Source organism: Streptomyces sp. NPDC058525 (genome assembly GCF_042719495.1).
In the GTDB taxonomy this organism is placed as follows: Bacteria; Actinomycetota; Actinomycetes; order Streptomycetales; family Streptomycetaceae; genus Streptomyces.
In genome coordinates this window covers 1-22,838 of the sequence record NZ_JBHXNP010000017.1, presented here as the reverse complement: position 1 = coordinate 22,838, position 22,838 = coordinate 1, and the positions used below count along the sequence as shown (strand labels likewise).

Sequence of the window (22,838 nt, the reverse complement as noted above, 5' to 3'; positions counted from 1 at the left end):
CTGTGACGGCAGTCACGATCCAGTGATACCGTCGATCGTGTGAGCCCCTTCACCGGTTCCACAGAAGCGACCGAACGGTGGCGCCACCTGCGGGTGACCCGGCAGGACGGCGTGGCCACCGTCACCCTCGACCGCCCCGACAAACTCAACGCGCTGACCTTCGGCGCCTACGCCGACCTGCGCGACCTGCTCGCCGAACTGTCCCGCGAACGGTCCGTACGAGCCCTCGTGCTCGGCGGCGAGGGCCGCGGCTTCTGCTCCGGCGGCGACGTGGACGAGATCATCGGCGCCACCCTCGCCATGGACACCGCCCAGCTCCTCGACTTCAACCGGATGACCGGCCAGGTCGTGCGAGCCCTGCGCGAATGCCCCTTCCCGGTGATCGCCGCCGTGCACGGGGTGGCCGCCGGCGCCGGCGCCGTCCTCGCGCTCGCCGCCGACTTCCGGATCGCCGACCCCACCGCCCGCTTCGCCTTCCTCTTCACCCGCGTAGGCCTCTCCGGCGGGGACATGGGCGCCGCCTACCTGCTGCCCCGCGTCGTCGGCCTCGGCCACGCCACCCGGCTGCTCATGCTCGGAGAGCCCGTACGGGCCCCCGAGGCCGAGCGGATCGGCCTGCTCAGCGAGCTCACCGACGAGGGCAAGGCCCACGTACGGGCCGCCGAACTCGCCGCACACCTCGCCGCTGGGCCCGCCCTCGCCTACGCCCAGACCAAGGCGCTGCTCACCGCCGAGCTCGACATGCCGCTCGCCGCGTCCGTGGAGCTGGACGCCAGCACCCAGGCCCTGTTGATGAACGGCCAGGACTACGCCGAGTTCCACGCGGCCTTCACCGGGAAGCGCCCGCCGGAGTGGAAGGGCAGGTAGCCACATGTCCGCGGACGCCATGCGGGTCGCCGTCGTCGGCGGGGGACCGGGCGGGCTGTACTCCGCCGCACTGCTGGCCCGCCAGGGCCACACCGTCGAGGTGTGGGAGCGCAACGCCCCCGACGACACCTTCGGCTTCGGCGTGGTCCTCTCCGACGAGACCCTCGGCGGGATCGAGCAGGCCGACTCCGTGGTGTACGCGGCCCTGAGCGCGGAGTTCGTGCGTTGGGACGACGTGGACATCGTGCACCGGGGACGGCTGCTGACCTCCGGCGGCCACGGTTTCGCCGCCCTCGGGCGGCGTCGGCTCCTGGAGATCCTGCACGAGCGCTGCGCCGGGCTCGGCGTCCGCCTCCGCTTCCGCGCCGAGGCCCCCGACGCCTTCGCCCTGGCCCGCTCCCACGACCTGGTGGTCGCCGCGGACGGGGTGCACAGCGCCACCCGCGAGGCCGGAGCCGGCCACTTCGCGCCGACCCTGACCGGCGGCCGGTGCCGCTACGTCTGGCTCGCCGCCGACTTCGCCTTCGACGCCTTCCGCTTCGAGATCGCGGAGACCGAGCACGGCGTCATGCAGCTGCACGCCTACCCCTATTCGGCCGACGCCTCCACCGTGATCGTCGAGATGCGCGAGGAGGTCTGGCGGTCGGCGGGGTTCGACCTGTGCGACGAGGACGAGTCCGCCGCCCGCTGCGCCAAGATCTTCGGCGAGGCCCTGCGCGGCCGCCCGCTGCACGGCAACCGCTCCGCCTGGACCCGGTTCCGCACCGTCGTCAACGAGCACTGGTCCCACGAGAACGTGGTCCTGCTCGGCGACGCGGCCCACACCGCCCACTTCTCCATCGGTTCCGGCACGAAACTGGCCGTGGAGGACGCCCTCGCCCTCGCCGGGGTGATCGGCACCGAACCCGACGTACCCGCCGCGCTCGCCGCGTACGAGGCGGCCCGGCGCCCGGCGGTCGCCAGCACCCAGCGGGCCGCCGCCGCCAGCATGCGCTGGTTCGAGGAGATCGCCGGATACACCGGCCAGCCCGCCCGGCAGTTCGCCTTCAACCTGCTCACGCGCAGCCGCCGCGTCACCCACGACAACCTGCGCCTGCGCGACGAACGCTTCACCCGGTCCGTGGAACGGGACTTCGGCTGCCCGGACGACCGCACCCCGCCCATGTTCACCCCCTTCACCCTGCGCGGACTGACCCTGCGCAACCGGGTCGTCGTCTCACCCATGGACATGTACTCGGCCCGGGACGGGATCCCCGGCGACTTCCACCTCGTGCACCTGGGCGCGCGGGCCCTGGGCGGGGCCGGCCTGGTCATGACGGAGATGGTGTGCGTCAGCGCCGAGGGCAGGATCACCCCCGGCTGCACCGGCCTCTACACCCAGGAACAGGCCGCCGCCTGGCAGCGGATCACCGACTTCGTGCACACCTCGGCCCCCGGCACCGCACTCGGCGTCCAGCTCGGGCACTCGGGCCGCAAGGGCTCCACCCGGCTGATGTGGGAGGGCATGGACGACCCCCTCCCGGAGGGCAACTGGCCGCTGGCCGCCGCCTCCGCACTGCCCTACCGGCCGGGCCGCTCCGCGGTCCCGCGCGCCCTGACCCGCGGGGACATGGACGCGGTCCGCTCCGAGTTCGCGGCCGCCGCGGTCCGCGCCGCCGACTGCGGCTTCGACCTGCTGGAACTGCACTGCGCCCACGGCTACCTGCTCTCCGGCTTCCTCTCCCCGCTGACCAACCGCCGCACCGACGCCTACGGCGGCAGCCTGGAGAACCGGCTGCGCTTCCCGCTGGAGGTCTTCGACGCGGTCCGCGCCGCATGGCCCGGGGACCGGCCGATGACGGTCCGCCTCTCGGCCACCGACTGGGCGCCCGGCGGCACCTCGCCCGAGGACGCGGTCCGGATCGCGGCCGCCTTCGCCGACCGCGGCGCGGACGCCATCGACGTGTCGACCGGCCAGGTCGTCGCGGACGAGACCCCCGAGTACGGGCGCTCGTACCAGACCCCGTACGCCGACCGGATCCGCAACGCCCTCGGCGTCCCCGTCATCGCCGTCGGCGCCATCTCCTCCTGGGACGACGTGAACTCCCTGCTGCTGGCCGGGCGCGCGGACCTGTGCGCCCTCGGCCGGCCCCACCTCTACGACCCCCACTGGACCCTGCACGCCGCCGCCGACCAGTCCTACGAGGGCCCCGCCGCGCCCTGGCCGCCGCCCTACCGGGCGGGCAGCCGCAAGCCTCCGACGGGCCGAGGCTGAGGCCCGTCCACCGCCCTCAGGCCGGGACGACCTCGGCACGGTCCTCGACCGGGGTGTAGCCCAGGCGCAGGTAGATGCCGTTGCTGGTCGGGTTGGCCAGGTCCGTGAAGAGCAGGACCTCCGAGGCGCCCGCCGCGTACGCCGCTTCGCTCGCCGCGTGCGCGGCCCCGGCGGCGTAGCCGCGGCCGCGGAGCTCCGGCGGGGTGTAGACCGGGCCGACGCGGGCGGCCGAAGCGATCGGGCGGGAGAAGGACGCCAGCGAGACGGGGTTCCCCTCGTGCTCCCACAGCAGGAAGCCGCCGTACGAGATCCGGTCCCGCAGCGCGGCCTCGGAGGCGGGCGCCGGCTGCCCCAGCTCCTCGTCGAAGGCCGTGATCCACTTCCGCAGCAGCGGCAGGTCCTCCCCGGTCGCGCGGCGGGCCCGCCCGGCGGGCGCGGGATCCGGGGCGACCAGGTGGCCCAGCCGGTAGAGCCGGGTCTCCTCGGCCACGCGGGTGGGCCGGCCCCAGGCCAGGGCCAGCGTTTCGGCGTCCGGGCGGCGGGCGTTGAAGCCGTGCAGTCCGGCGAGCAGCGGCTCGGCATCGAGGGAGTCGGCCAGCGCCCGGACCGCCTCCGGGGGCACCGAGCCGAGCTGGAGCGGGTAGGGCGGGGTGCACAGCAGGCCGGCGGAGACGGTGCCGTCGGGCCCGGTCCACCAGCCGAAGAAGGGGTCGGCCGGGCCGAAGGCGTGGACTCCGCGCCGATCCAGCGCGTCCGCCACGGTCAGCAGGAGGGTGTTGGGCACGGGCTGCGCGGCCACGGCCGGGCCCGCCGCGGCCAGATAGGCGGCCAGGTCTGAGGTGAAGGTCCAGGTCATGGCCCATCCTGGCGCGGCGCGGGAGCCCCGCGCACCCGCTTTTCCCGACGGCTGTGCCGCCGGCCGGCCGCCCGGCCACCGCTGCCGCTACGGCTGCGCGAACCGCGCGCCCGTGTCCCGCAGCCGGGTGTGGAGCTCGGCGAAGACCGCCGCCGCGCGGTCGCCCGGCCAGTCCGCCGGGAGCAGTTCGCGCGGCAGGCCCGGATCGGCGTACGGCAGGCGGCGCCAGCTGTCCAGGGCGAGCAGATAGCCGCGGTAGGCCTGCTCCGGTGTCGGGGCGGGGCCCGACTGGAGCGCGCGCAGGGCGGGTTCGTGCAGGTCGAGGAACTGCTCGTGCTGCTTGGCCAGGGCCGCCAGGTCCCACCAGCGGGCCACGGCCTCGGCGGTGGGGGCGAAGCCGAGGTGGGCGCCGGCGAAGAGCTCCACGTACGGGGTCAGGTGCAGCCGCTCCAGCGTGTGCCCCGTCTCCCCGTACAGCCGGGCCGGCGCGATCCACACGCCCGGCGCCACCGAGCCGAAGCCGAGCCGGGCCAGCCGGGAGCGCAGCAGGTGCCGCTTGTGCCGCTCCTGCTCCGGGACGGAGAACACGGCCACCAGCCACTCGTCGGCCGGCCCGGCCCCGCCGCCGGGGCTCGCGTAGATCCGCCGGTCGCCGTCGTCCAGCAGCTGCCGGGCCTCCGCGGAGAGCTCGTACGCCGCGGAACCGTCCGCCGCGCGCGCGGGCAGCAGGAAGCCGCGCCGCTTCAGCCGGGACACCGACGAGCGGACCGACGGGGCGTCCATGCCGGCCGCGCCCAGCAGGCGCACCAGCGCGGACACCGGGACCGGCCCCTCGAAGGCCCGCCCGTAGGCGCCGTAGAACGTGACGATCAGAGATCGCGGAGTGTGCTGCTCGACCACGGCTTCACTCTAGATCCCGCAGCCTGAACCTTTGCAGCTTCCCGGTGGCGGTGCGGGGGAGGGCGGGCAGGAAGACGAAGGAGCGCGGGCACTTGTGGGGGGCCAGTTCCGTCCGCATGAAGGTGCGCAGCTCCTCCTCCGTCAGCACCACACCCTCACGTGTGACGGTGTATGCCACGACGACCTGCCCGCGTCGCTCGTCCGGGCGGCCCACCACCGCGGCCTCCACCACGTCCGGGTGGCGCAGCAGGGCCTCCTCCACCTCCGGGCCCGCGATGTTGTAGCCCGCCGAGATGATCATGTCGTCGGCGCGGGCGACGTAGCGGAAGTAGCCCTCCGGATCGCGCACGTAGGTGTCACCGGTCAGGTTCCAGCCGTCCCGTACGTACTCCCCCTGGCGCGGATCGGCCAGATAGCGGCAGCCGACCGGGCCGCGCACGGCCAGCAGGCCCGGCTCGTTGTCGGCCACCGGGCGGCCGGAAGGGTCCACCACCCGGGCCTGCCAGCCCGGGACCACCCGTCCGGTGGTACCGGGCCGGATGTCCCCGTCGGAGGCGGAGATGAAGATGTGCAGCAGTTCCGTGGCCCCGATGCCGTTGATGATCCGCAGGCCGGTGCGCTCGTGCCAGGCCTGCCAGGTCGCGGCGGGCAGGTTCTCCCCGGCCGACACGCAGCGGCGCAGCGCGGAGAGGTCGTACACGCCCACGTCGTACGGGCCCAGCGCGTCCAGCATCGTCCGGTAGGCGGTGGGCGCCGTGAACAGCACCGTCACCCGGTGCTCGGCGAGCGCGGGCAGCAGGTGGCGCGGCCCCGCCTCCTCCAGCAGCAGCGCGGAGGCCCCGGCCCGCAGCGGGAAGACGACCAGCCCGCCCAGGCCGAAGGTGAACCCGAGGGGCGGGCTGCCCGCGAAGACGTCGTCCGGGCGGGGGCGCAGCACGGTGCGGGAGAAGGTGTCGGCGATGGACAGCAGGTCCCGGTGGAAATGCATGCAGCCCTTGGGCCGTCCGGTGGTTCCGGAGGTGAAGGCGATCAGGGCGACGTCGTCGGCGGAGGTGGCGACGGCGGGGAAGGTCCGGCCCGCGTGCCCTTCGGCCAGCCGCAGCAGGTCGTCCGGCTCCTCGCCCCCGTACGCGGTGATCCGCAGCCCCGGCACCTCCGCCTTGACCAGGTCGTCCAGTACGCCCGCATGGCACAGGGCGTGCCCCACCCGGGCCATCGAGCAGACCGTGGCGAGCTCCTGGGCGCGCTGCTGCGGCAGTACGGTGACCGCCACCGCGCCCGCCTTGACCACCGCGAGCCAGCACGCGGCCAGCCAGGGGCCGGTGGGCCCGCGCAGCAGCACCCGGTTGCCGGGGACGACTCCGAGATCGGCGGTGAGCACGTGGGCGAGGCGGTCGACGCGCTCGCGCAGCCCGCCGTACGTCCACACCTCGCCCGTGGCGCTGCGGAAGGCCGGCCGGGAGGCGCCCTCGGGCCCGAACCGGGCGATGGTGGCGTCGAGCAGCTCGGCCGCGCAGTTCAGGCGGTCCGGATAGGCCAGTTCGGGCAGTTCGAAGACGAGCTCCGGCCAGGTGTCCGGGGGTGGCAGATGATCGCGCGCGAAGGTGTCGGCGTGAGCGGAAGGCTTGAGGTCCAAGGCGGGTTCGCCCCCTTGCGACGGTCCCGGATGAGGTGGAGCCGGCCGTGCGGTCTCCCCCGGCTGCCGCTGGGAGGGACCTCCGAAGCAGCGTATCGTGATGGTGACGGCAGTCAACAGGACGCGATAGAAGCGGGGATGTTCGGATGAACGGATTCGCGCTCGGGGCGGACCAGGAGGCCTGGTGCGGGCAGCTGCGCGCCCAGGCGGCCGACCGGCTGAGGCCGCTGGCCGAGAAGGGGGAGCCGGGCCGGGTCAACCGGCCGCTGCTCGCCGCGCTGGGTGAACTGGGCCTGCTGGAGCGGGTGTTCGCCTCGGGCGCGCTGGAACTGTGCCTGCTGCGGGAGTCGCTCGCCTACGGCTGCACGGAGGCCGAGACGGCGCTCGCCCTCCAGGGGCTGGGGGCGTACCCGGTGCTGCGGTACGGCAGCGGGGCACAGCGCGAGCGCTGGCTGCCGCGGGTGCGCGCCGGGCGGGCGGTGGCGGCCTTCGCGCTGAGCGAGCCGGGGGCGGGGTCGGACGCGGCGGCGCTGGAGCTGGCGGCGGTCCCCGACGGCGGGTCCGGGGGCGGCCGCGGGTCGGAGCCCGGGCCCGGCTCCGGGGGCGGCTGGCGGCTCAGCGGTGAGAAGTGCTGGATCTCCAACGCCCCGGAAGCGGATTTCTACACCGTGTTCGCCCGGACGGGTGAAGGCCCCGGGGCCAAGGGGGTGTCGGCCTTCCTGGTCCCGGCGGACCGCCCCGGCCTCACCGGCGAGCCGCTCGACATGCTGTCCCCGCACCCCATCGGCTCGCTGGCCTTCGACGGCGTCCCGGTCGGCCGGGAGGACCTGCTCGGCGAGCCCGGGCAGGGCTTCCGCGTCGCGATGGACACGCTGAACCTGTTCCGGCCGAGCGTCGGGGCGTTCGCGGTGGGCATGGCGCGGGCCGCGCTCGACGCGACGCTCGCGTACACGGCGGACCGGGCCGCGTTCGGCGGCCGGCTGAGCGACCTCCAGGCGGTGGCGCACCGGGTGGCCGAGATGGCCACCCGCACCGAGGCCGCCCGGCTGCTGGTGTACGCGGCGGCCGGTGCCTACGACGGGGGCTCGCCGGACGTGCCGCGGCGCGCGGCGATGGCGAAGCTGCTGGCCACGGAGACCGCCCAGTACGTGGTAGACCACGCGGTCCAGCTGCACGGGGCGGTCGCCCTGCGCCGGGGGCACCTGCTGGAGCACCTGTACCGGGAGGTGCGGGCGCCGCGGATCTACGAGGGGGCGAGCGAGGTGCAGCGCACGATCATCGCGAAGGAGCTGTACCGGGGGGTGGCCGCGCGATGAGCCTCGAGCGGATCAACCCGGCGGAGCTGTCGCCGGCGAAGGGCTTCTCGCACGCGGTGGCCGCGACCGGCTCCCGGCTGGTGTTCCTGGCCGGGCAGACCGCCCTGGACACGGCGGGCAAGGTGGTGGGGGAGACCCTGCCGGAGCAGTTCGAGCAGGCCCTGTCCAATCTGCTGACGGCGCTCGCGCAGGCCGGGGGAGTCCCGGCGGACCTGGCCCGCGTCACCGTCTACGCGGTGGACGTGGAGGCGTACCGCGGCTGCGCCGGGGAACTCGGCGGGATCTGGCGCAGGCTGGCCGGCCGGGACTATCCGGCGATGGCCGTGATCGGCGTGGTCCGGCTCTGGGACCACCAGGCCCTCGTCGAACTCGACGGCGTCGCGGTCCTGCCGTAACCGCGGGCGGGAGACAGGGGGCGGGGGGTGGCCCGGACCGGCGGCGTGCCGGGCCCCCGGCGTCACAGCAGGTGGGCGGTCCCCTGGACGGCCGGCGCCGGGGCCGCCGGCGCACTGCCCGCGTAGCGGCCGGGGCTCGTGCCGACGACGCGCTTGAAGTGCCGGTGGAAGTGCGACTGGTCGTAGAACCCGGCGGCGACGGCGACCTGCCGGGGTGACATGCCGCTCAGCAGCAGCTTGCGCGCCAGGTCGACCCGCCGGCTGGTCACGTACTGGTGCACCCCCATCCCGAACTCGCGGCTGAACACCCGTACCAGGTGCGCCGGATGGACGTGCAGCGCGGCCGAGGCCTGCTGGAGGCTGATCCCCTCCACGAACTTGGCGTCGAGCAGCTCGCGCAGCCGGTGGGCGATCCCCGGCTCCCTGACCGCGGAGCGGTCCTGCACCCGCCGGCGCAGGTGGTCGCGCAGCCGCTCGGACATCAGCGCGAGGCGGCTCTCGACCTCCAGCTCGTCCCCGCGCCGCTCCAGGGCCACGTGGAGCTGGTGGATCCGCTGGCGCAGCAAGGGGTCCTGAAGGACCGGGCAGTCGACCGCCAGCCCGATGAGATCGTCCCCCAGCTGGGTCGAGTCGAGGTACATAACGCGCTTTTGAAAACCGCCCGGGGTGACCGAGCGTCCATTATGTGGGACGTGCGGGGGAAGCAGTGTGACTATCTGGTCCAAGGCGCCGTGCTCGTGGCGTCCCAGGTTGTATCGGACCATGCCGTCGTCGACGATCAGCAACGTCCAGGTCTCGTGCGTGTGCATGGGGTAGACGTGGTCGGTGATGCGGGCGTGGAATACCTCTTCGATTCCGACCAGGGGCGGATGCCAGGCCCGGAGCTCCGGTTGATCAACCATGCAAAGATCGTACAAGACTCCCCGCCCCGGGAAAGAGTTGAATCGTGTCCATGGAAAACGCCAGCGAACCCGTTCGTTTCGAGACAAAGATCGCGGTCGTCCTGAGGGACGATCTTCAGACGTGGCAGCGGCTGAACATGACCGCCTTCCTGGTCAGCGGCATTGGCCGAAAGGTGCCGGAGGTAATCGGAGAGCCCTATTCCGACGCCGACGACACCGAGTACCTGCCCATGTTCCGGCAGCCCGTGCTGGTCTTCGAGGCCGGCAAGGAGGCCCTCGTGACGGCCCACCAGCGTGCCGTGACCCGCGGGCTTCCCCTGTCGGTGTTCACCTCGGACCTCTTCACGACCAACAACGACCGGGACAACCGCGCCGCCGTGCGCGCCGTGCACCGGGACAACCTGGACCTCGTGGGCATGGCCGTCTACGGACCCCGCAATGCCGTGGACAAAATCATCAAGGGCGCCAAGATGCACCCCTGACGCACCCCAGGGGCGTATCGTGCACAACCAGACGACATCACGAAGTGAATCCGTCAACGCGTATTTCTACCTCCTCGCGACCATGGCCTTCTTCGGCAGCGCATTCGCCAGTTCGAAGATGGTGGTCGGGAACATGCCGCATCAGGTTGCGGCGGTTCTCAGATTCGGGGGCGGTGCGCTCATCCTGGTTCTCCTGCTCGTGTTCATGAGCCGGAAGTCAAAGGGATCGAAGATCACATTCCGCCAGATGTGCAGGGCGGCGGCAGTGGGTCTGATCGGAGTCTTCGCGTACAACCTGTTCTTCTTCTGGGGGCTTTCTCTCGCCCCCTCCATCGATGGGAGCATCATTGTTCCGGTGCTGAGCCCCGTCATCACGACGGCCATCCTTCTCGCCCTCGGGCGGGAAAAGGCGTCGGCTCCCCGAATAGGGGGCCTCGCACTGGGCCTCGCGGGTGCCGTGGTCTTCTTTGTCGGGGCCGGAGGCGCCGGCGTCGACGCCCAGGGATCGCGGTTGGCGGGAGACCTCGTCTTCCTCCTCGGAGCCTTGTCGTGGGCGGTGTACAGCATCGCCTCGAAGAAGGTCCTGGTGGGCATGGACCCCCTGCGGGCGACGACTTTCGGCACGCTCGCCGGCGCCCTGGGTCTGCTGGTTTTCGCCATCCCGTCCCTGCCCGAGGTCGACTGGAGCGGACTGTCCGGCCAGACCTGGGCCAACGTCGTCTACCTGGCCATCGGACCGACCGCCGTGGCCTACCTCTGCTACTACCGCGGGCTGCGCGTCGTCAGTCCCTCGACGGCCACAGTGATCATGTTCACTGTCCCGGTCTTCGGCGTGACCTGCGCCGTCATCTTCCTGGGGGAGTCCTTCACCGGCCTCCAGGCCGTCGGCGCCGCCGTCATGCTGGCCGGCGCACTCCTGGCCGTCACCCAGGGCAGGTTCCGGCGGCCGCAGCCGGCACCGACCGGCCCCGTGGGCTCCGAGGCGCCGGGCCCACAGGTCCGAGCGACCGAGCCGACAGGCAACTGACACCTGCACACAGGTGTTTTCAGGCCACCCAGCGGCAACGCATCACCATCGGGGGGATGGTGATGCATCCCGCGTCCCGACCCAGGCTTCACCCCAGCCTGGGCGGGCTTCCTGTTCCTCCCCCCCGTCGCCGGCAACGACGCGGGCGACGACAATCGCCCACCGTTCAGAATGCAAGATCGGGGTCTCAACTTCATGCACGACGTGGAGTTTCGGGTACTGGGTCCGCTGGAGCTCACGCTTAGCGGACGCTCGGTGTCCCTCAGGGGGATGAAACACCAGATCGTTCTCGCCTCATTGCTGCTCTCCGAGAACCGGCGCACCTCCATTGGCCGGCTCGTCGACGCGGTCTGGGGCCCTACACCGCCCAGCACCGCCGAGAAACAGATCCGGAATGCCGTCTCCGACCTGCGCACGGTCATCGCTCCCTCGGGAGCCGCCATCATCGCGGTCGCGGACGGCTACAGACTCGACATACTCCCGGCCAAGCTGGATCTCCACCAGTTCGACCAGCACGTGGCCCGCGCCCGCACTCATCTCGGCGAGCAGCGCCCGGCGGACGCCATCGTCGAGTTTCGCGCGGCGTTGTCCCTGTGGAGCGGCCCGATGCTTTCGGGGATTCACAGCGACGCACTTCAGGCCCAGGTCGCGGGCGTGAATGAAGTACGGCTGTCGGTGGTCGAGGAATGCATCGACCTCGAACTCGCCCGCGACCGGCACACCAGCCTCATCAGCGAGCTCGCCGCCTGGGTGGCCGAGTACCCGCTGCGCGAGCGCATGGTCGCCCAGTACGTCCTCGCCCTCTACCGCTCGGGCTCCCGCGCCCGCGCCTTCGCCGTCTACGAACAGGCCCGCCGCCGCCTCGTGGACCAGCTCGGCCTCAGCCCGGGCCCCGAGCTGATGGAGATCCACCAGCTCATGCTGCGCGAGGACTCCGACACCCCGTCGGACAGCGCCTCCCCGCACCGCGGCGCCCGGCTCCCGGCCGCGCAGCCGGCCGAACCGCCGCGGATCACCCCCCGCCCCGACGGCTCGCAGGGCACCGCCGCGCGGACGGATCCGGTCACCGAGGCGAGCACCGGACGGCCCCCCGCCGCGCCCGTACCCGACAGCCTGCCGCCGGACATCGTCCACTTCGTGGGCCGCGACGCGGAAGTCGGAACGCTCCTCGGCGAAGCGGGCCAGCCCGGACCGCGGCGCGTTCTCACCGTCGACGGAATGGCCGGAGTCGGCAAGACCGCCCTGCTCCTGCACGTCGCCCACCGCATCGCCGGCGACTACCCCGACGGCCGGTACTTCCTGGACCTGCGCGCCCACGGCCCCCATCCCGACCCGCTCGACCACCGCGAAGCGCTCCGCAGGCTCCTGACCCTGTCCGGAATGCCCGAGCGCGAACTCCCCGACACGGACGAGGAGCTGGCCGCGGCCTGGCGGGCGCGCACCGAGGGCCGGCGCCTGCTCGTGGTCCTCGACAACGCCACCTGCGCCGAGCAGATCCGTCCCCTGCTCCCCGCCGGGGACGCGGGCCTCACCCTGGTCTCCAGCAGGCGCCGGCTGACCATGACCACGTGGTCCGCGACCCGGGTGCTCTCCCTCGACGTACTCACCCCGGCCGACAGCCACGAACTGTTCTGCCGCGTGCTCGGCAAGCGCCACGCCCGGCCCGAACAGCACGAGGCCGCGCCCGTCCTCGAACTCTGCGGCCACCTGCCCCTGGCGATCTCCGCCGCGGCCGCACGGCTGCGCCGCCGCCCCTCGTGGCAGCTGTCCCATCTGGCCGCACGGCTGGCCGACCCCGTCTGCCGGCTCGCCGACCTGCGGACCGAACAGGGCGGCGTCGCCGACCGCTTCGAAGACTCGTACCGCCGGCTGAACGCCGGCCAGCAGCGGCTGATGCGCCTCCTCGGCGCGGCCCCGGACCACCACACCGACGTGGCCAAAGCCTCCGTCCTCGCCGGACTTCCGGTGTACGTCGCCGAGCACATGCTCGAGGACCTGGTCGACGAGCACCTGCTGTCCCACCCCGAGCCCGGCCGGTACTCCATGCACCCGCTGGTGAAGACGTACTGCGCCCAGCTGCGCGACCCCGACGAGGACGGCGCGGAGCGGGCCGCTCCGGCCCCGCCGGCCTCCGACACCGCACGTCCGGCCTCCGACACCGCACGTCCGGCGGCCGACACCGCACGTCCGGCGGCCGACACCGCACGTCCGGCGGCCGATGCCGCACGGCCCATGGCCGATGCCGCACCCGCGGGCGCCGCGGCCTCCGGCGCGGCCGCAACGGGCTCCGGCGCGGCCTGCGGTGCGCGGCTCCTCGCCGCCTGACCAGCACCTTCCTCCCTTCCTCCCTCCCCCGTACGACCACCTCCTTCGGAGTCGTCCCATGACCGGACACATACTCGTCGACTTCTTCCTCGCCTTCTCCCTGGCCCTCGGAGCCGCCCGGGTCCTCGGCGCGCTCGCCCAGCGGGTCGGCCAGCCGGCCGTCGTCGGCGAGATCTGCGCCGGGCTGCTCGCCAGCCCGATGATCATCACCGCCGCCGGAGCGGAAACGGTTCTGCCCGCAACCGTGAAACCCCTGCTCGGCGCCCTCGCCAACGTGGGCCTGGCCACGTTCATGTTCATCGTCGGCTACGAGATCGAGGGCGGATTCGGACGCGACCGCCGCAAGGCCACCCTCGGAGTGGTCGCCGGATCCGTCGTCGTCCCCCTCATCGCCGGCGCCGCACTCGCCGTTCCCCTCGCCGACGCGTACGCCCCCGGCAGCAAGGGCGCGTTCGTGCTCTTCGTCGGCGTGGCCATGTCCGTGACGGCCTTCCCGGTCCTCGCCCGGATCCTCTCCGACCGGGGCCTGGCCCGGCATCCCATCGGCGCGCTCACCCTCGCCGCCGCCGCGGTCGGCGACCTCATCGCCTGGATCTGCCTCGCGGGCGTCGTCGCCTACGCCGGAACCTCCGGGCAGTGGCGCATGGCGCTGGTGCCCGTCTACCTCCTCGTCCTGATCGCCGTCGTGAAGCCGCTGCTGCGCGTGATGGCCCAGCGGGCCGCCGACCGCGGTACCCCCGCCGAACGGGTCGTGCCCGTACTCGTCGTCGGCCTGATGCTCTCCTGCGCCGCGACCGAGTGGATCGGCATCCACTTCATCTTCGGCGCCTTCGCCTTCGGCGCGGTCATGCCACGCGGTGAACTGGGCGGGCTGCGGGGGCAGATCATGCGGCAGATGAGCCAGGTCGGGCACATCCTGCTCCCGCTCTACTTCGTGATCGCCGGGACCAAGGTGGACCTGTCCGCGTTCACCGTCTCCGCCGTCCTCGCCCTCGTCGCCGTGATCGGCGTGGCCATCGCGTCCAAGGCGGGCGGCACCTACGCAGGCGCCAGGCTGGCCGGACTGCCGCACTCCGCGGCCCTGCCGGCCGCGGTCCTGATGAACACCCGCGGCCTCACCGAGATCGTCATCGTGGCCGTGGCCCTCGACATGGGCCTGATCAACCAGGGCTTCTATTCGATGATGGTCGTCATGGCCGTCGTCACGACCGCCATGACCGGGCCGCTGCTCAAGCTGTTCGGTGTGCGCGGACAGGAAACGGACCGCGCGGAGATTCCCGCTGAATTCCCCGTGTCCGGCACCGAACCATTGGCGGAATCCTCCCGCAAGAGCGCCTGAGGCCGTCCCGAGGACCGGCCGGGGATGGGATGAGGACACCCCCTCCTACATTTTGACTCAATAACCGGTCGAGGCCTTTTCCGCCCGCTGCCGGCCGCACCTTACCGACGTCAAAGGGAGGCATGGAATGACCGAGGCACCCCCGTCGCCCCTCACCGCTCCGGGAATCAGGACTCCTGCCGGTCCTCACCGCACCGACCAGCCCTGGTGGAACGCGCAACGCGGATCCGCCATGCCGTTCCAGCGCTACAACCGGACCGCACTCCGGCTGCCGCAGGAGCTCACCGACCGGACATGGCCGTCGAACACGCTGGTCAAGGCCCCTCTGTGGGCCTCGGTCGACCTGCGGGACGGAAACCAGGCGCTGAGCAGTCCGATGGACATCGAGCGCAAGACCCGGATGTTCGACCTGCTCGTCCGCATGGGCTTCAAGGACATCGAGGTCGGCTACCCGTCCGCCAGCGAGGCCGACTTCTCCTTTCTCCGTACGCTGATAAAGCAGGACCGGATCCCCGACGACGTCACGATTTCGGTCTTCACCCCGGCCCGGCCCGAGCTCATCGACCGGACCTTCGAGGCCATCGAGGGCGCCGACCGGGCCATGGTGCACCTGTGCAATGCGACCGCCTGCCTGTGGCGGGAAGTCGTATTCGGGATGACCGCCGACGAGGTCCAGCAGATGGCGCTGCGTTCGGCCGAGCGGATAGCCCGCCACGCGGACGCCGCCAAGGGAACGCGACTGCGCTTCGAATACTCCCCGGAAACGTTCAACGTCACCGAGCCGGAGTTCGTACTCGATGTCTCGAATTCCATCATCTCCCTCTGGGACGCGAGCCCCGACCGGCCGGTCACCCTCAACCTGCCGACCACCGTGGAGACCGACTCGCCGCACGTCTTCGCCGACCAGGTCGAGTGGATGCACCGCAACCTGGAGCGGCGCGACTCCGTCGTCCTGTCCGTGCACCCGCACAACGACCGCGGCACCGCCGTGGCCTCCGCGGAGCTCGCCGTCCTGGCCGGCGCCGACCGCATCGAGGGCACCCTCTTCGGCAACGGCGAGCGCACCGGCAACGTCTGCCTGGCCACCCTCGCCCTGAACCTCTTCAGCCAGGGCGTCGACCCCCAGCTCGACTTCTCCGACATCGACCAGATCCGCTCCACGGTCGAGTTCGCCAACCAGATGCCCATCGGCGCCCGCCACCCCTACGTCGGCGACCTCGTCTACACCGCCTTCTCGGGAACCCACCAGGACGCCATCGCCAAGGGCCTCGCCGACATCGAACGGCAGGCCGCGGGAGCCGGGACCACCACCGAGCAGATCCCGTGGGACGTCCCGTACCTGCCCATCGACCCCAAGGACGTCGGCCGCACCTACGAGTCCGTCGTCCGCGTCAACAGCCAGTCCGGCAAGGGCGGCGTCGCCCACGTACTCAAGAGCGTCTACGGACTCGACCTGCCGCGCGGGATGCGCGTGGAGCTGGCGAAGGAGGTGCAGGCGGTCGCCGACGGCGACGGCATCGAGCTCACCTCCCGGCAACTGCACGCCGTCTTCTCCCGCATGTACCTCGACGCGGACATGCCGGCCCTGGTGCTCAAGGAGTTCGAGGCGACCAGGCAGGCCGCGGCCACCGTGGTCGACGCCCTCGTCGTGGACGGAACGGGCCTGGAGACCCGGCTCACCGGCACCGGCCCCGACGTCGCCGCCGCCTACACCGCCGCCCTCGCCGCACACGGCATCGACGCCGCCCTGACCGAGATCACGGCCCACCCCGTCAGCGACAGCCTCGGCACGCGCTACGCCGCCTATGCGCGGCTCGGCCTCGACAGCGCCACCTGGTACGGAGCCGCCCTGGCCGGGGACGAGGACACGGCCCGGCTGGCCGCCGTCACCTCGGCCGTGAACCGGGCCCGTGCCTGAACCGGGCCGACCCGGCCGCGGCCCCTCCCTCCCCGCCCACCCCTCCACCCGCGCGAGCCGAGAGATGGACTTCACCTTCAACGAGAGCCACAAGGACCCCGGCCGCGACTGCTTCGTCTACACCGCCCACAGCGAACTCGACCTCCTCGCGATCGACACGCTGCGGGAGCAGGCCGCAACGGACCTGTTCGGCATCGCACCCGCCACGACCGCGGCACCGGACCCCTACCGGTTCCACACCACCCACATGCTGGTCCTCGTCGAGGGCGAGCTGGTGGCGGGCGCCGAGCTCGTCGCCTACTCGCCGCTCGGACTGCCGCTCTCCGAGTGGCCGGCCCTCGACGGCGTCCTGCGCCGCAGCCGCCGCCTCGTCCAGGTCCGACGGCCCTTCGTCCGGCCCGGATACGCGGACCGGGCCCTGCCCGAACTGCCCTTCGGCGCGGTCGGCGGACTCCTCAAGGGCTGCCTGCAGTGGGCCGTGTCGCACGACGTCGGCGAGGTCGTGGCCGAAGTGGCCGCAGGCCGGGCCGCGTCACGCCTGGCCGAGCTGGGATTCGTACCCGTCGCCGGCGCCCGCTCGGCAGGACCGCTGCGGACCCGCTGGATCGGCGTGAGCGAGCTCGTCGCCCGCGGATTCCACCCCGGGAACCCCTTCTACAGCTATCTGCTCGCCGGCGACGAGAGCCTCCTGCTCGGCGCGCCCGTCTCCGCCCTCGTCTGAGCTCCCTCCCACCCCGTACCTCGAAGGGAACCCTTCCGATGTCCCTCAAGGGCCGGCAGCTGCCCCTGCCGGATGACCTCCTCGTCCACCGCGTCTTCGAGGCCCACGTCCGCCGCACCCCCGACCAGACCGCGCTGACCTGCGGCGACGAGCGCGTCACGTACGCCGAACTGAACGAGCGGGCCAACCGGTTCGCCCACCACCTCATCGGCCTCGGAGCCGGCCGGGGCTCGGTCATCGGCGTCTGCCTCGACCGGACCCCCGACCTGCTGACCGCCATCCTCGGCATCCTCAAGGCGGGCGCCGCCTATGTGCCGCTGGACCCGACCTACCCGGCGGAACGCCTGCGCCTGATGGTCTCCCAGCTCGACGTCCTCAAGTTCAACGTGGCCTCCGCCGAGACCCGCGAGCTCATCGCCGACGCCCCGGGCGAACTGCTCGCCATCGACGAACTGCGCACCGAACTCGCCCTCCAGCCGGCCACCGACCCGGGGGTGGAGCTCGCCTCCGACGACCTGTGCTACGTGGTGTTCACCTCCGGCTCGACCGGCACGCCCAAGGCCACCGCGGTCCGCCACGACGGCTGGTACAACCTGCTCGAATGGCTCCGCGTCGCCTACGGACTGGGCCCGCACTCCAGCGGCCTGACCGTCAGCTCCTTCGGCTTCGACATCAGCCAGCGCGGCCTGATGGCGCCGCTGTTCTGCGGCGCGGCCCTGCACCTGCTGCCCAGCCGGGTCTTCGACACCGGCATGGCCCACCGGCTCATCGCCGCCCACGGCGTGCGCCAGCTGCACTGCGCGCCCAGCACCCTGTACGTGCTCATCGACTACGAGCGCGCGCTCGGCGGGGACACGCTCACCAAGGTCGGCCACGTCTTCATCGGCGGCGAGCCGCTCAACGTGGCCCGCATCGAGGAGTGGGCCACCCGGGCCGGCAACACCTGCGTCCTCCTGCACCAGTACGGCGTGGCCGAGTGCACCGACGTCGCCACGTCCCACGTCCTGGCCGACTACCCGCGCTACAAGGGCGCGGCCACCCCCGTCGGCGAGCCCGTGTACAACACCGAGATCCACCTGCTGGACGAGGACCTCGCCGAGGTACCGGACGGCGAGACCGGCGAGATCTGCATCTCCGGCCGCAGCGTCAGCGCCGGATACCTCAACGCCTCGCCCGCCGACTCCGCCCGCTTCACCTCGATCGAGGCGCCCGGCGGACCCCTGCGGATCTACCGGACCGGCGACCGCGGCTACCTCACCCCGGACGGGGAGCTGGTGGTCGTCGGCCGGTCCGACGCCCAGGTCAAGATCCGCGGCATGCGCATGGACCTCGGCGACGTGGAGCACGGCGTCCGCGGCCACGGCCTGGTGCAGGACGCGGTCGTCCTGGCCCTGCCCGACGGCAGCGGCGAACTCGGCCTCGTCGGCTTCGTCCTGCCCGTCGCCGGCGCCGTGCTCGAACCCCGGGCCCTGTCCCAGGACCTGCTGCGGACCCTGCCGCGCAACATGGTCCCGCAGGCGTTCACGGTCCTCGACGCCTTCCCCCTGAACCCCAACGGCAAGACCGACCGCCGGGCCCTCGCGGCCCTGGCGCGTCCCTGACCAGCACTCCCGTCCTTCCACACACCACATACGCAGAGCAGAGGAACGACATCACCATGACCACCGAGACCGACCAGCAGCGCCCGACCCCCGCCGCGCAGATCGCGGACAACGCGGTCATCCCCGAGGACATCAAGGCCGACATCGAGCAGTTCGGCATCGACGGCTTCACCGGCCCGATCAAGCTGTACGAGCCCGAGGAGGCCGCGGCCCTGATCCGCGAGATCCGGATCAACAACCAGGACTCCTCGAAGGCGCTCTACCAGAACAGCGTCAACTACGACCGGCACTTCGACATCCCGGAGCTCAGCCGGCACGTCACCCACCCGACGATCATCAAGTACCTCACGGCGATCCTCGGCCCCGACGTCCTGAACTGGCGCACCGAGTGGTTCCCCAAGTTCCCGGGGGCCAAGGCGACCGAGTGGCACCAGGTCCGCGACTACAGCTACGCCAACGGCAAGCCGCAGCTCCTGCCGACCGAGTCGGAGTGGAACGCGTTCATCGACATCACCGTCTGGACGACCTTCACCCCGGCCACCCAGGACCGGGCGTGCATGAAGTTCGTCAAGGGCTCGCAGCGCGAGTGGATCTTCGACGAGCACAAGGCGACCGACGCCGGCCGCGGCGCCGACTACGACGTGGCCCACGCCAACACCGGCTTCTTCGGCTACGACTTCGCCGACTTCAAGATCGACCCGAAGTGGGAGCCCCGCGCCGAGGACGTCGTCGAGCTGGAGATGCAGCCCGGTGAGGCGGTCATCTTCACGGCCTCCTGCGTCCACGGCTCCACCCCGAACCTGACCGAGCGCGAGACCCGCTTCGCGATCGCCAGCCGCTACGTGCCCACCCACGTCCGCGTCTACCCCGGCCAGGACTCCTTCAGCGCCCACGGCGCCACCTTCGACCTCGCCGACTACGGCAGCGTCCTCGTGGCGGGCGAGAACCGCTACGACCACAACCGCATCCGCACCGAGAACAACCACGGGACGCCGTTCGGCTGGACCCAGAGCTGACCGCGCCCTTCCCGCCGAACGAGTCCCGAAAGGACCCCGTCATGATCGCCGAGCAGATCCACGCCATCTGGAGCCGCGCGCTCAAGCTGGACGAATTCTCCGACACCGACGACTTCTTCGACCTGGGCGGCCACTCGCTGATCATGACCCAGATCCAGGTCGCGATCCTCACCGAGCTCGGCATCGAGATCCCGATGGACCAGCTGTTCCGCAAGTCCACGGTCCAGCAGATCTCCGAGCACATCGAGGCCGCCCGCTCGGCCGCCTGACGGCCGACCGCCGCAGTCCATTCCCACACCACGCACCCGTCCGCCGGGGGCCGGCCCCCAGGGCACGGTCCCCGGCAGTCGTGCATCCCATCCACCACAAGGAAGAGCACCCAGTGCAGCTATCGAGTCGGGGCCGGCAAATGTACCGGCTGTCGGGCATCCGCAGCATCATGGAGGACATCGCTGCGGCCGGTCAGGACGCGGACGACGGCGCATGGCTGAACCTCAGCCCCGGCAACCCCTCCCACATCCCCGAAGTCGTCGCGGCCTGGCAGGAGATGGCCCGCGAGGCCGTCGAGGAACGGTTCGTGGAGGCCAGCACCAGCTACGGGCCCTCCCGGGGCACCACCGGCCTGGTCGACGCCGTCGTCGACTACTTCAACCTCACCTACGGCTGGTCCATCGGCCCGGAGAACGTCGTCGTCGGCCCCGGCAGCCAGATGCTGTCCTTCGTCGCGACCACGCTCTTCACCGGCCCGTCCCCGGACGGCCCCGCCCGCCCCCTGGTCCTGCCGCGGCTGCCCGACTACACCGGCTACCAGGGACTCGGCCTCGACCCCGGCGGGATCGTCGGCATCGAGCCCCTGATCGTCGAGGAGGGCAGACACGCCTTCCGGTACGCCGTCAACCTCGACGCCCTCGCCCGGCAGCGCGACATCGGCCTCATGCTGCTGTCCAACCCGGCCAACCCCACCGGCAGCAGCGTCGAGACGGCCGAACTCAAGTTCCTGATCTCCGTCGCCGAACAGCACGACGCCCCGCTGGTCATCGACCACGCGTACGGAGAACCCTTCCCCGGCGTGGTCCAGACCCGCGTGGCGCCCGTACTCCACCCCCACGTGATCAACCTGTTCACGCTGTCCAAGGCCGGACTCCCCGGCGAGCGCATCGCGTTCGCCATCGGCCCCGCCGAGCTCATCGACCCGATGGTGTCCTTCATCGCCAACTCGGCACTGCACACCCCGCAGCTCTTCCAGACGGTCGCCGAGGGAATGCTCGCCACCCGCCGCATCGACGTGCTGACCACCCAGCACATCAAGCCCTACTACCGGGCCAAGCGGACCATGGCGGAGACCCTGCTCGCCGAGGCCCTCCCCGACGAACTGAACTGGCGCCTGCACTCCAGCGACGGCGGCATGTTCTGCTGGCTGTCCTTCGACCACGACTGGTTCGACGACCTCGAAGTGTACGAACTGCTCAAGCGCAAGAAGATGTTCGTCGTCCCTGGCCGCCACTTCTTCGTGCAGCCCCTCGACACGCCGTTCCTGCGCACCCACGGCCGCAGCTGCATCCGCCTCAGCCTCAGCCCCGACGAGTGGGACATCGCCGAGGGGATCAACCGGCTCGGCGAGACGCTCCTGGAACTGCGCGACGCGCGGAGCGGGCGGTGAGCGGCTCCGGCCGCTGGCTGCGCCGGCATCCCGTCGAAGGCCCGGTAAGCAGCCGGCTCGTCTGCCTGCCCCACGCCGGCGGCGCCGCGGGCTCCTTCGCCTCATGGGCCGCACTGCTCCCCGCGGGAACCGAGCTGATCGCCGTCCAGTACCCGGGCCGGCAGGACCGGATCGCCGAGCAGCCCATCGAGGAGATGGGGCAGATGGCCGACCGGCTCGCCGAGGCACTGCGCCCGCTCCTGGACGTTCCGGTCCACCTCTTCGGCCACAGCATGGGCACCGGTCTGGCGTACGAGGTCGCCCGCCGCCTGGAGGACGCGGACGGCTTCGTCATGAGCCATGTGTTCGTCTCCGCGAGGCCGGCCCCGCACCGCATCGACGGCGAGCACCGGCACCGCCTCGACGACGCCGAACTCGTCGCCGCGATGCGGAGCCTGGGCGGGCCCGACGCCGCGGTCTACGACCACGCCGGCCTGCTGCCGATCATCCTGCCGCCGCTGCGCGCGGACCTCGCCCTCCTGGACCGCTACCGGCCGGACGCCCTCACTCCGCTGAGCGCGCCGATCACGGTGCTCGGCGGGGCGGACGACCACACCTGCTCGGTCGAGGAACTCCGGTCCTGGTCCGAGGCCACCACGGCGCCCACCCGGGTGGAGGTGTTCCCGGGCGGACACCACTATCTCCGGGAATGCGAGGCGGATATCGTCCGGCTCGTCTCCGCCGAGCTGTCGGCCGCGCATTCCCTCCGGTAATAACCGGTGGGAGACGTGCCGCGGGGCCCGCCCCCCAAAGGGGCGGGCCCCGCAAGTGTTTCCGCGCGGAAATCAGGCGACGCGGTGCCCGGTGGTGGCGTCGACGTAATCGGGGACCTCTTCGTGGGTGTCCCCGACGGTGAGCGTCCCGGTGGGCTCGACCATGAGGATGTGCGCCTCGTCGTCGGCCACCGGCTTGTGCTCGGTGCCCCGCGGCACTACGTACGTATCGCCCTGCTCGAGGGTGACGGACCGCTCGGCGCCCGCCTCGCGCAGGTGGATGACCAGCCGGCCGGAGACCACGATGAACAGTTCGTCCGTGTCGTGGTGTGCGTGCCAGATGTATTCGCCATGGAATTTTGCGACCCGTACGTCATAGTCGTTGAATTGGGCGACGATACGCGGACTCCACAGGTCGCTGAACGAATCGAGGGTTGCCTTGATGTTCACTGGTCTACTCGTCACGATTTCATCCTGCCCGAATTGACGGCCCCGTTCAAGGGGGGCTTTGGAAGGTGATTTCCTTTCCCGGCCCGGCCGGCAGGGAAAAGCGCGCGCCGCCCGGTTTCCCTGCGCGGGGAATCGGGCGGCAGCGCCGGTACCGGGTGCGTCAGCCGGCTGCGCGCGCGGCCAGGGCGTCGCCGATGGCGTCGGTGGAGCGGAAGGTTCCGTCGCGTTCGGCGAGGTCGGCGGTGACGGCGTCCTCGATGCGGGCGGCCTCGGTTTCGTGGCCGAGGTGGCGCAGGAGGAGGGCGACGGAGAGGATCGTGGCGGTGGGGTCGGCCTTGCCGGTGCCGGCGATGTCGGGGGCGGAGCCGTGGACGGGCTCGAACATGGACGGGAAGGCGCCGGTCGGGTTGATGTTCCCGGA

Annotated in this window: 21 protein-coding genes; 15 read left to right on the top strand and 6 right to left on the bottom strand. The window is 71.9% G+C overall.

Going from position 1 to position 22,838, the window contains the following annotated elements:
• Positions 1-39: 39 nt before the first annotated feature.
• Complete coding sequence (locus ACFWP3_RS11495; protein WP_384218935.1) at positions 40-867, top strand: enoyl-CoA hydratase family protein; 828 nt, start codon at positions 40-42, stop codon at positions 865-867.
• A gap of 4 nt (positions 868-871) precedes the next feature.
• On the top strand, positions 872-3,121 hold the full coding sequence (locus ACFWP3_RS11490) for a bifunctional salicylyl-CoA 5-hydroxylase/oxidoreductase (protein WP_384218932.1): 2,250 nt from the start codon (positions 872-874) through the stop codon (positions 3,119-3,121).
• A gap of 16 nt (positions 3,122-3,137) precedes the next feature.
• On the opposite strand, the gene ACFWP3_RS11485 is transcribed toward ACFWP3_RS11490, so the two are convergent.
• The 3 genes from ACFWP3_RS11485 to ACFWP3_RS11475 all read right to left on the bottom strand — a co-directional run bounded on the left by ACFWP3_RS11485 (position 3,138) and on the right by ACFWP3_RS11475 (position 6,513).
• Positions 3,138-3,977, bottom strand: a complete 840-nt coding sequence (locus ACFWP3_RS11485) for a GNAT family N-acetyltransferase (RefSeq protein ID WP_384218931.1) — start codon at positions 3,975-3,977, stop codon at positions 3,138-3,140.
• Between the two features lie 87 nt (positions 3,978-4,064).
• Positions 4,065-4,877, bottom strand: coding sequence for a PaaX family transcriptional regulator C-terminal domain-containing protein (locus ACFWP3_RS11480; RefSeq protein ID WP_384218928.1), 813 nt, complete (start codon positions 4,875-4,877; stop codon positions 4,065-4,067).
• A gap of 4 nt (positions 4,878-4,881) precedes the next feature.
• A complete protein-coding gene (locus tag ACFWP3_RS11475) occupies positions 4,882-6,513 on the bottom strand; it encodes an AMP-binding protein (RefSeq protein ID WP_384218926.1) in 1,632 nt (543 codons plus the stop codon).
• A gap of 146 nt (positions 6,514-6,659) precedes the next feature.
• Between ACFWP3_RS11475 and ACFWP3_RS11470 the strand changes: the two genes are divergently transcribed.
• Both ACFWP3_RS11470 and ACFWP3_RS11465 read left to right on the top strand, forming a co-directional pair.
• Positions 6,660-7,829, top strand: coding sequence for an acyl-CoA dehydrogenase family protein (locus ACFWP3_RS11470; RefSeq protein ID WP_384218924.1), 1,170 nt, complete (start codon positions 6,660-6,662; stop codon positions 7,827-7,829).
• A complete protein-coding gene (locus tag ACFWP3_RS11465; protein WP_384218922.1) occupies positions 7,826-8,224 on the top strand; it encodes a RidA family protein in 399 nt (132 codons plus the stop codon). Before ACFWP3_RS11470 ends, ACFWP3_RS11465 begins: the two co-directional genes overlap by 4 nt.
• A gap of 62 nt (positions 8,225-8,286) precedes the next feature.
• Here the strand turns inward: ACFWP3_RS11465 and ACFWP3_RS11460 are convergent, their stop codons facing one another.
• Entirely contained in the window at positions 8,287-9,126 is an 840-nt protein-coding gene (locus ACFWP3_RS11460) for an AraC family transcriptional regulator (RefSeq protein WP_384218920.1), read from the bottom strand.
• A gap of 50 nt (positions 9,127-9,176) precedes the next feature.
• On the opposite strand from ACFWP3_RS11460, the gene ACFWP3_RS11455 reads away from it, so the two are divergent.
• The 11 genes from ACFWP3_RS11455 (at position 9,177) to ACFWP3_RS11405 (ending at position 21,967) form a co-directional block, all read left to right on the top strand.
• Complete coding sequence (locus tag ACFWP3_RS11455) at positions 9,177-9,608, top strand: DUF2000 family protein (protein WP_384218917.1); 432 nt, start codon at positions 9,177-9,179, stop codon at positions 9,606-9,608.
• Between the two features lie 19 nt (positions 9,609-9,627).
• On the top strand, positions 9,628-10,635 hold the full coding sequence (locus ACFWP3_RS11450; RefSeq protein WP_384218914.1) for a DMT family transporter: 1,008 nt from the start codon (positions 9,628-9,630) through the stop codon (positions 10,633-10,635).
• A 270-nt stretch (positions 10,636-10,905) separates the two neighbouring features.
• Complete coding sequence (locus tag ACFWP3_RS11445; RefSeq protein ID WP_384218912.1) at positions 10,906-12,960, top strand: BTAD domain-containing putative transcriptional regulator; 2,055 nt, start codon at positions 10,906-10,908, stop codon at positions 12,958-12,960.
• Positions 12,961-13,018: 58 nt separating this feature from the next.
• Complete coding sequence (locus ACFWP3_RS11440) at positions 13,019-14,299, top strand: cation:proton antiporter (protein WP_384218909.1); 1,281 nt, start codon at positions 13,019-13,021, stop codon at positions 14,297-14,299.
• Between the two features lie 127 nt (positions 14,300-14,426).
• Positions 14,427-16,217: a 2-isopropylmalate synthase gene (locus ACFWP3_RS11435; RefSeq protein WP_384218907.1), complete on the top strand. Its 1,791-nt coding sequence runs from the start codon at positions 14,427-14,429 to the stop codon at positions 16,215-16,217.
• A 64-nt stretch (positions 16,218-16,281) separates the two neighbouring features.
• Positions 16,282-16,938 carry a hypothetical protein gene (locus ACFWP3_RS11430; protein WP_384218899.1) on the top strand — a complete coding sequence of 219 codons (657 nt, stop codon included), beginning with the start codon at positions 16,282-16,284 and terminating at the stop codon, positions 16,936-16,938.
• Positions 16,939-16,976: 38 nt separating this feature from the next.
• Positions 16,977-18,539, top strand: coding sequence for an amino acid adenylation domain-containing protein (locus ACFWP3_RS11425; RefSeq protein ID WP_384218897.1), 1,563 nt, complete (start codon positions 16,977-16,979; stop codon positions 18,537-18,539).
• A gap of 56 nt (positions 18,540-18,595) precedes the next feature.
• The gene (locus ACFWP3_RS11420) at positions 18,596-19,555 is read left to right on the top strand and encodes a chlorinating enzyme (RefSeq protein ID WP_384218894.1); all 960 of its coding nucleotides are present in this window, start codon (positions 18,596-18,598) and stop codon (positions 19,553-19,555) included.
• A gap of 41 nt (positions 19,556-19,596) precedes the next feature.
• Entirely contained in the window at positions 19,597-19,824 is a 228-nt protein-coding gene (locus ACFWP3_RS11415; RefSeq protein WP_384218892.1) for a phosphopantetheine-binding protein, read from the top strand.
• 170 nt (positions 19,825-19,994) lie between these two features.
• The gene (locus ACFWP3_RS11410; protein ID WP_384218889.1) at positions 19,995-21,215 is read left to right on the top strand and encodes an aminotransferase class I/II-fold pyridoxal phosphate-dependent enzyme; all 1,221 of its coding nucleotides are present in this window, start codon (positions 19,995-19,997) and stop codon (positions 21,213-21,215) included.
• Positions 21,212-21,967: a thioesterase II family protein gene (locus tag ACFWP3_RS11405; RefSeq protein WP_384218887.1), complete on the top strand. Its 756-nt coding sequence runs from the start codon at positions 21,212-21,214 to the stop codon at positions 21,965-21,967. The genes ACFWP3_RS11410 and ACFWP3_RS11405 overlap by 4 nt, the downstream gene beginning before the upstream one ends.
• 72 nt (positions 21,968-22,039) lie before the next feature.
• Here ACFWP3_RS11405 and ACFWP3_RS11400 read toward each other — a convergent pair whose 3' ends face one another.
• Together ACFWP3_RS11400 and ACFWP3_RS11395 are read right to left on the bottom strand one after the other, a co-directional pair.
• Positions 22,040-22,432, bottom strand: a complete 393-nt coding sequence (locus ACFWP3_RS11400) for a cupin domain-containing protein (protein ID WP_384218885.1) — start codon at positions 22,430-22,432, stop codon at positions 22,040-22,042.
• A 145-nt stretch (positions 22,433-22,577) separates the two neighbouring features.
• A partial coding sequence (locus tag ACFWP3_RS11395; RefSeq protein WP_384218883.1) for an isocitrate/isopropylmalate family dehydrogenase occupies positions 22,578-22,838 on the bottom strand: 261 nt, incomplete at its 5' end.

What these genes read in the sequence shown, in the direction of transcription:
- ACFWP3_RS11490 (WP_384218932.1), top strand. Translation starts at nt 872, where the DNA reads ATGTCCGCGGACGCCATGCGGGTCGCCGTCGTCGGCGGGGGACCGGGC.
- ACFWP3_RS11485 (WP_384218931.1), bottom strand. Translation starts at nt 3,977, where the DNA reads ATGACCTGGACCTTCACCTCAGACCTGGCCGCCTATCTGGCCGCGGCG.
- ACFWP3_RS11470 (WP_384218924.1), top strand. Translation starts at nt 6,660, where the DNA reads ATGAACGGATTCGCGCTCGGGGCGGACCAGGAGGCCTGGTGCGGGCAG.
- ACFWP3_RS11465 (WP_384218922.1), top strand. Translation starts at nt 7,826, where the DNA reads ATGAGCCTCGAGCGGATCAACCCGGCGGAGCTGTCGCCGGCGAAGGGC.
- ACFWP3_RS11460 (WP_384218920.1), bottom strand. Translation starts at nt 9,126, where the DNA reads ATGGTTGATCAACCGGAGCTCCGGGCCTGGCATCCGCCCCTGGTCGGA.
- ACFWP3_RS11455 (WP_384218917.1), top strand. Translation starts at nt 9,177, where the DNA reads ATGGAAAACGCCAGCGAACCCGTTCGTTTCGAGACAAAGATCGCGGTC.
- ACFWP3_RS11445 (WP_384218912.1), top strand. Translation starts at nt 10,906, where the DNA reads ATGAAACACCAGATCGTTCTCGCCTCATTGCTGCTCTCCGAGAACCGG.
- ACFWP3_RS11440 (WP_384218909.1), top strand. Translation starts at nt 13,019, where the DNA reads ATGACCGGACACATACTCGTCGACTTCTTCCTCGCCTTCTCCCTGGCC.
- ACFWP3_RS11435 (WP_384218907.1), top strand. Translation starts at nt 14,427, where the DNA reads ATGACCGAGGCACCCCCGTCGCCCCTCACCGCTCCGGGAATCAGGACT.
- ACFWP3_RS11430 (WP_384218899.1), top strand. Translation starts at nt 16,282, where the DNA reads ATGGACTTCACCTTCAACGAGAGCCACAAGGACCCCGGCCGCGACTGC.
- ACFWP3_RS11425 (WP_384218897.1), top strand. Translation starts at nt 16,977, where the DNA reads ATGTCCCTCAAGGGCCGGCAGCTGCCCCTGCCGGATGACCTCCTCGTC.
- ACFWP3_RS11420 (WP_384218894.1), top strand. Translation starts at nt 18,596, where the DNA reads ATGACCACCGAGACCGACCAGCAGCGCCCGACCCCCGCCGCGCAGATC.
- ACFWP3_RS11415 (WP_384218892.1), top strand. Translation starts at nt 19,597, where the DNA reads ATGATCGCCGAGCAGATCCACGCCATCTGGAGCCGCGCGCTCAAGCTG.
- ACFWP3_RS11410 (WP_384218889.1), top strand. Translation starts at nt 19,995, where the DNA reads ATGGAGGACATCGCTGCGGCCGGTCAGGACGCGGACGACGGCGCATGG.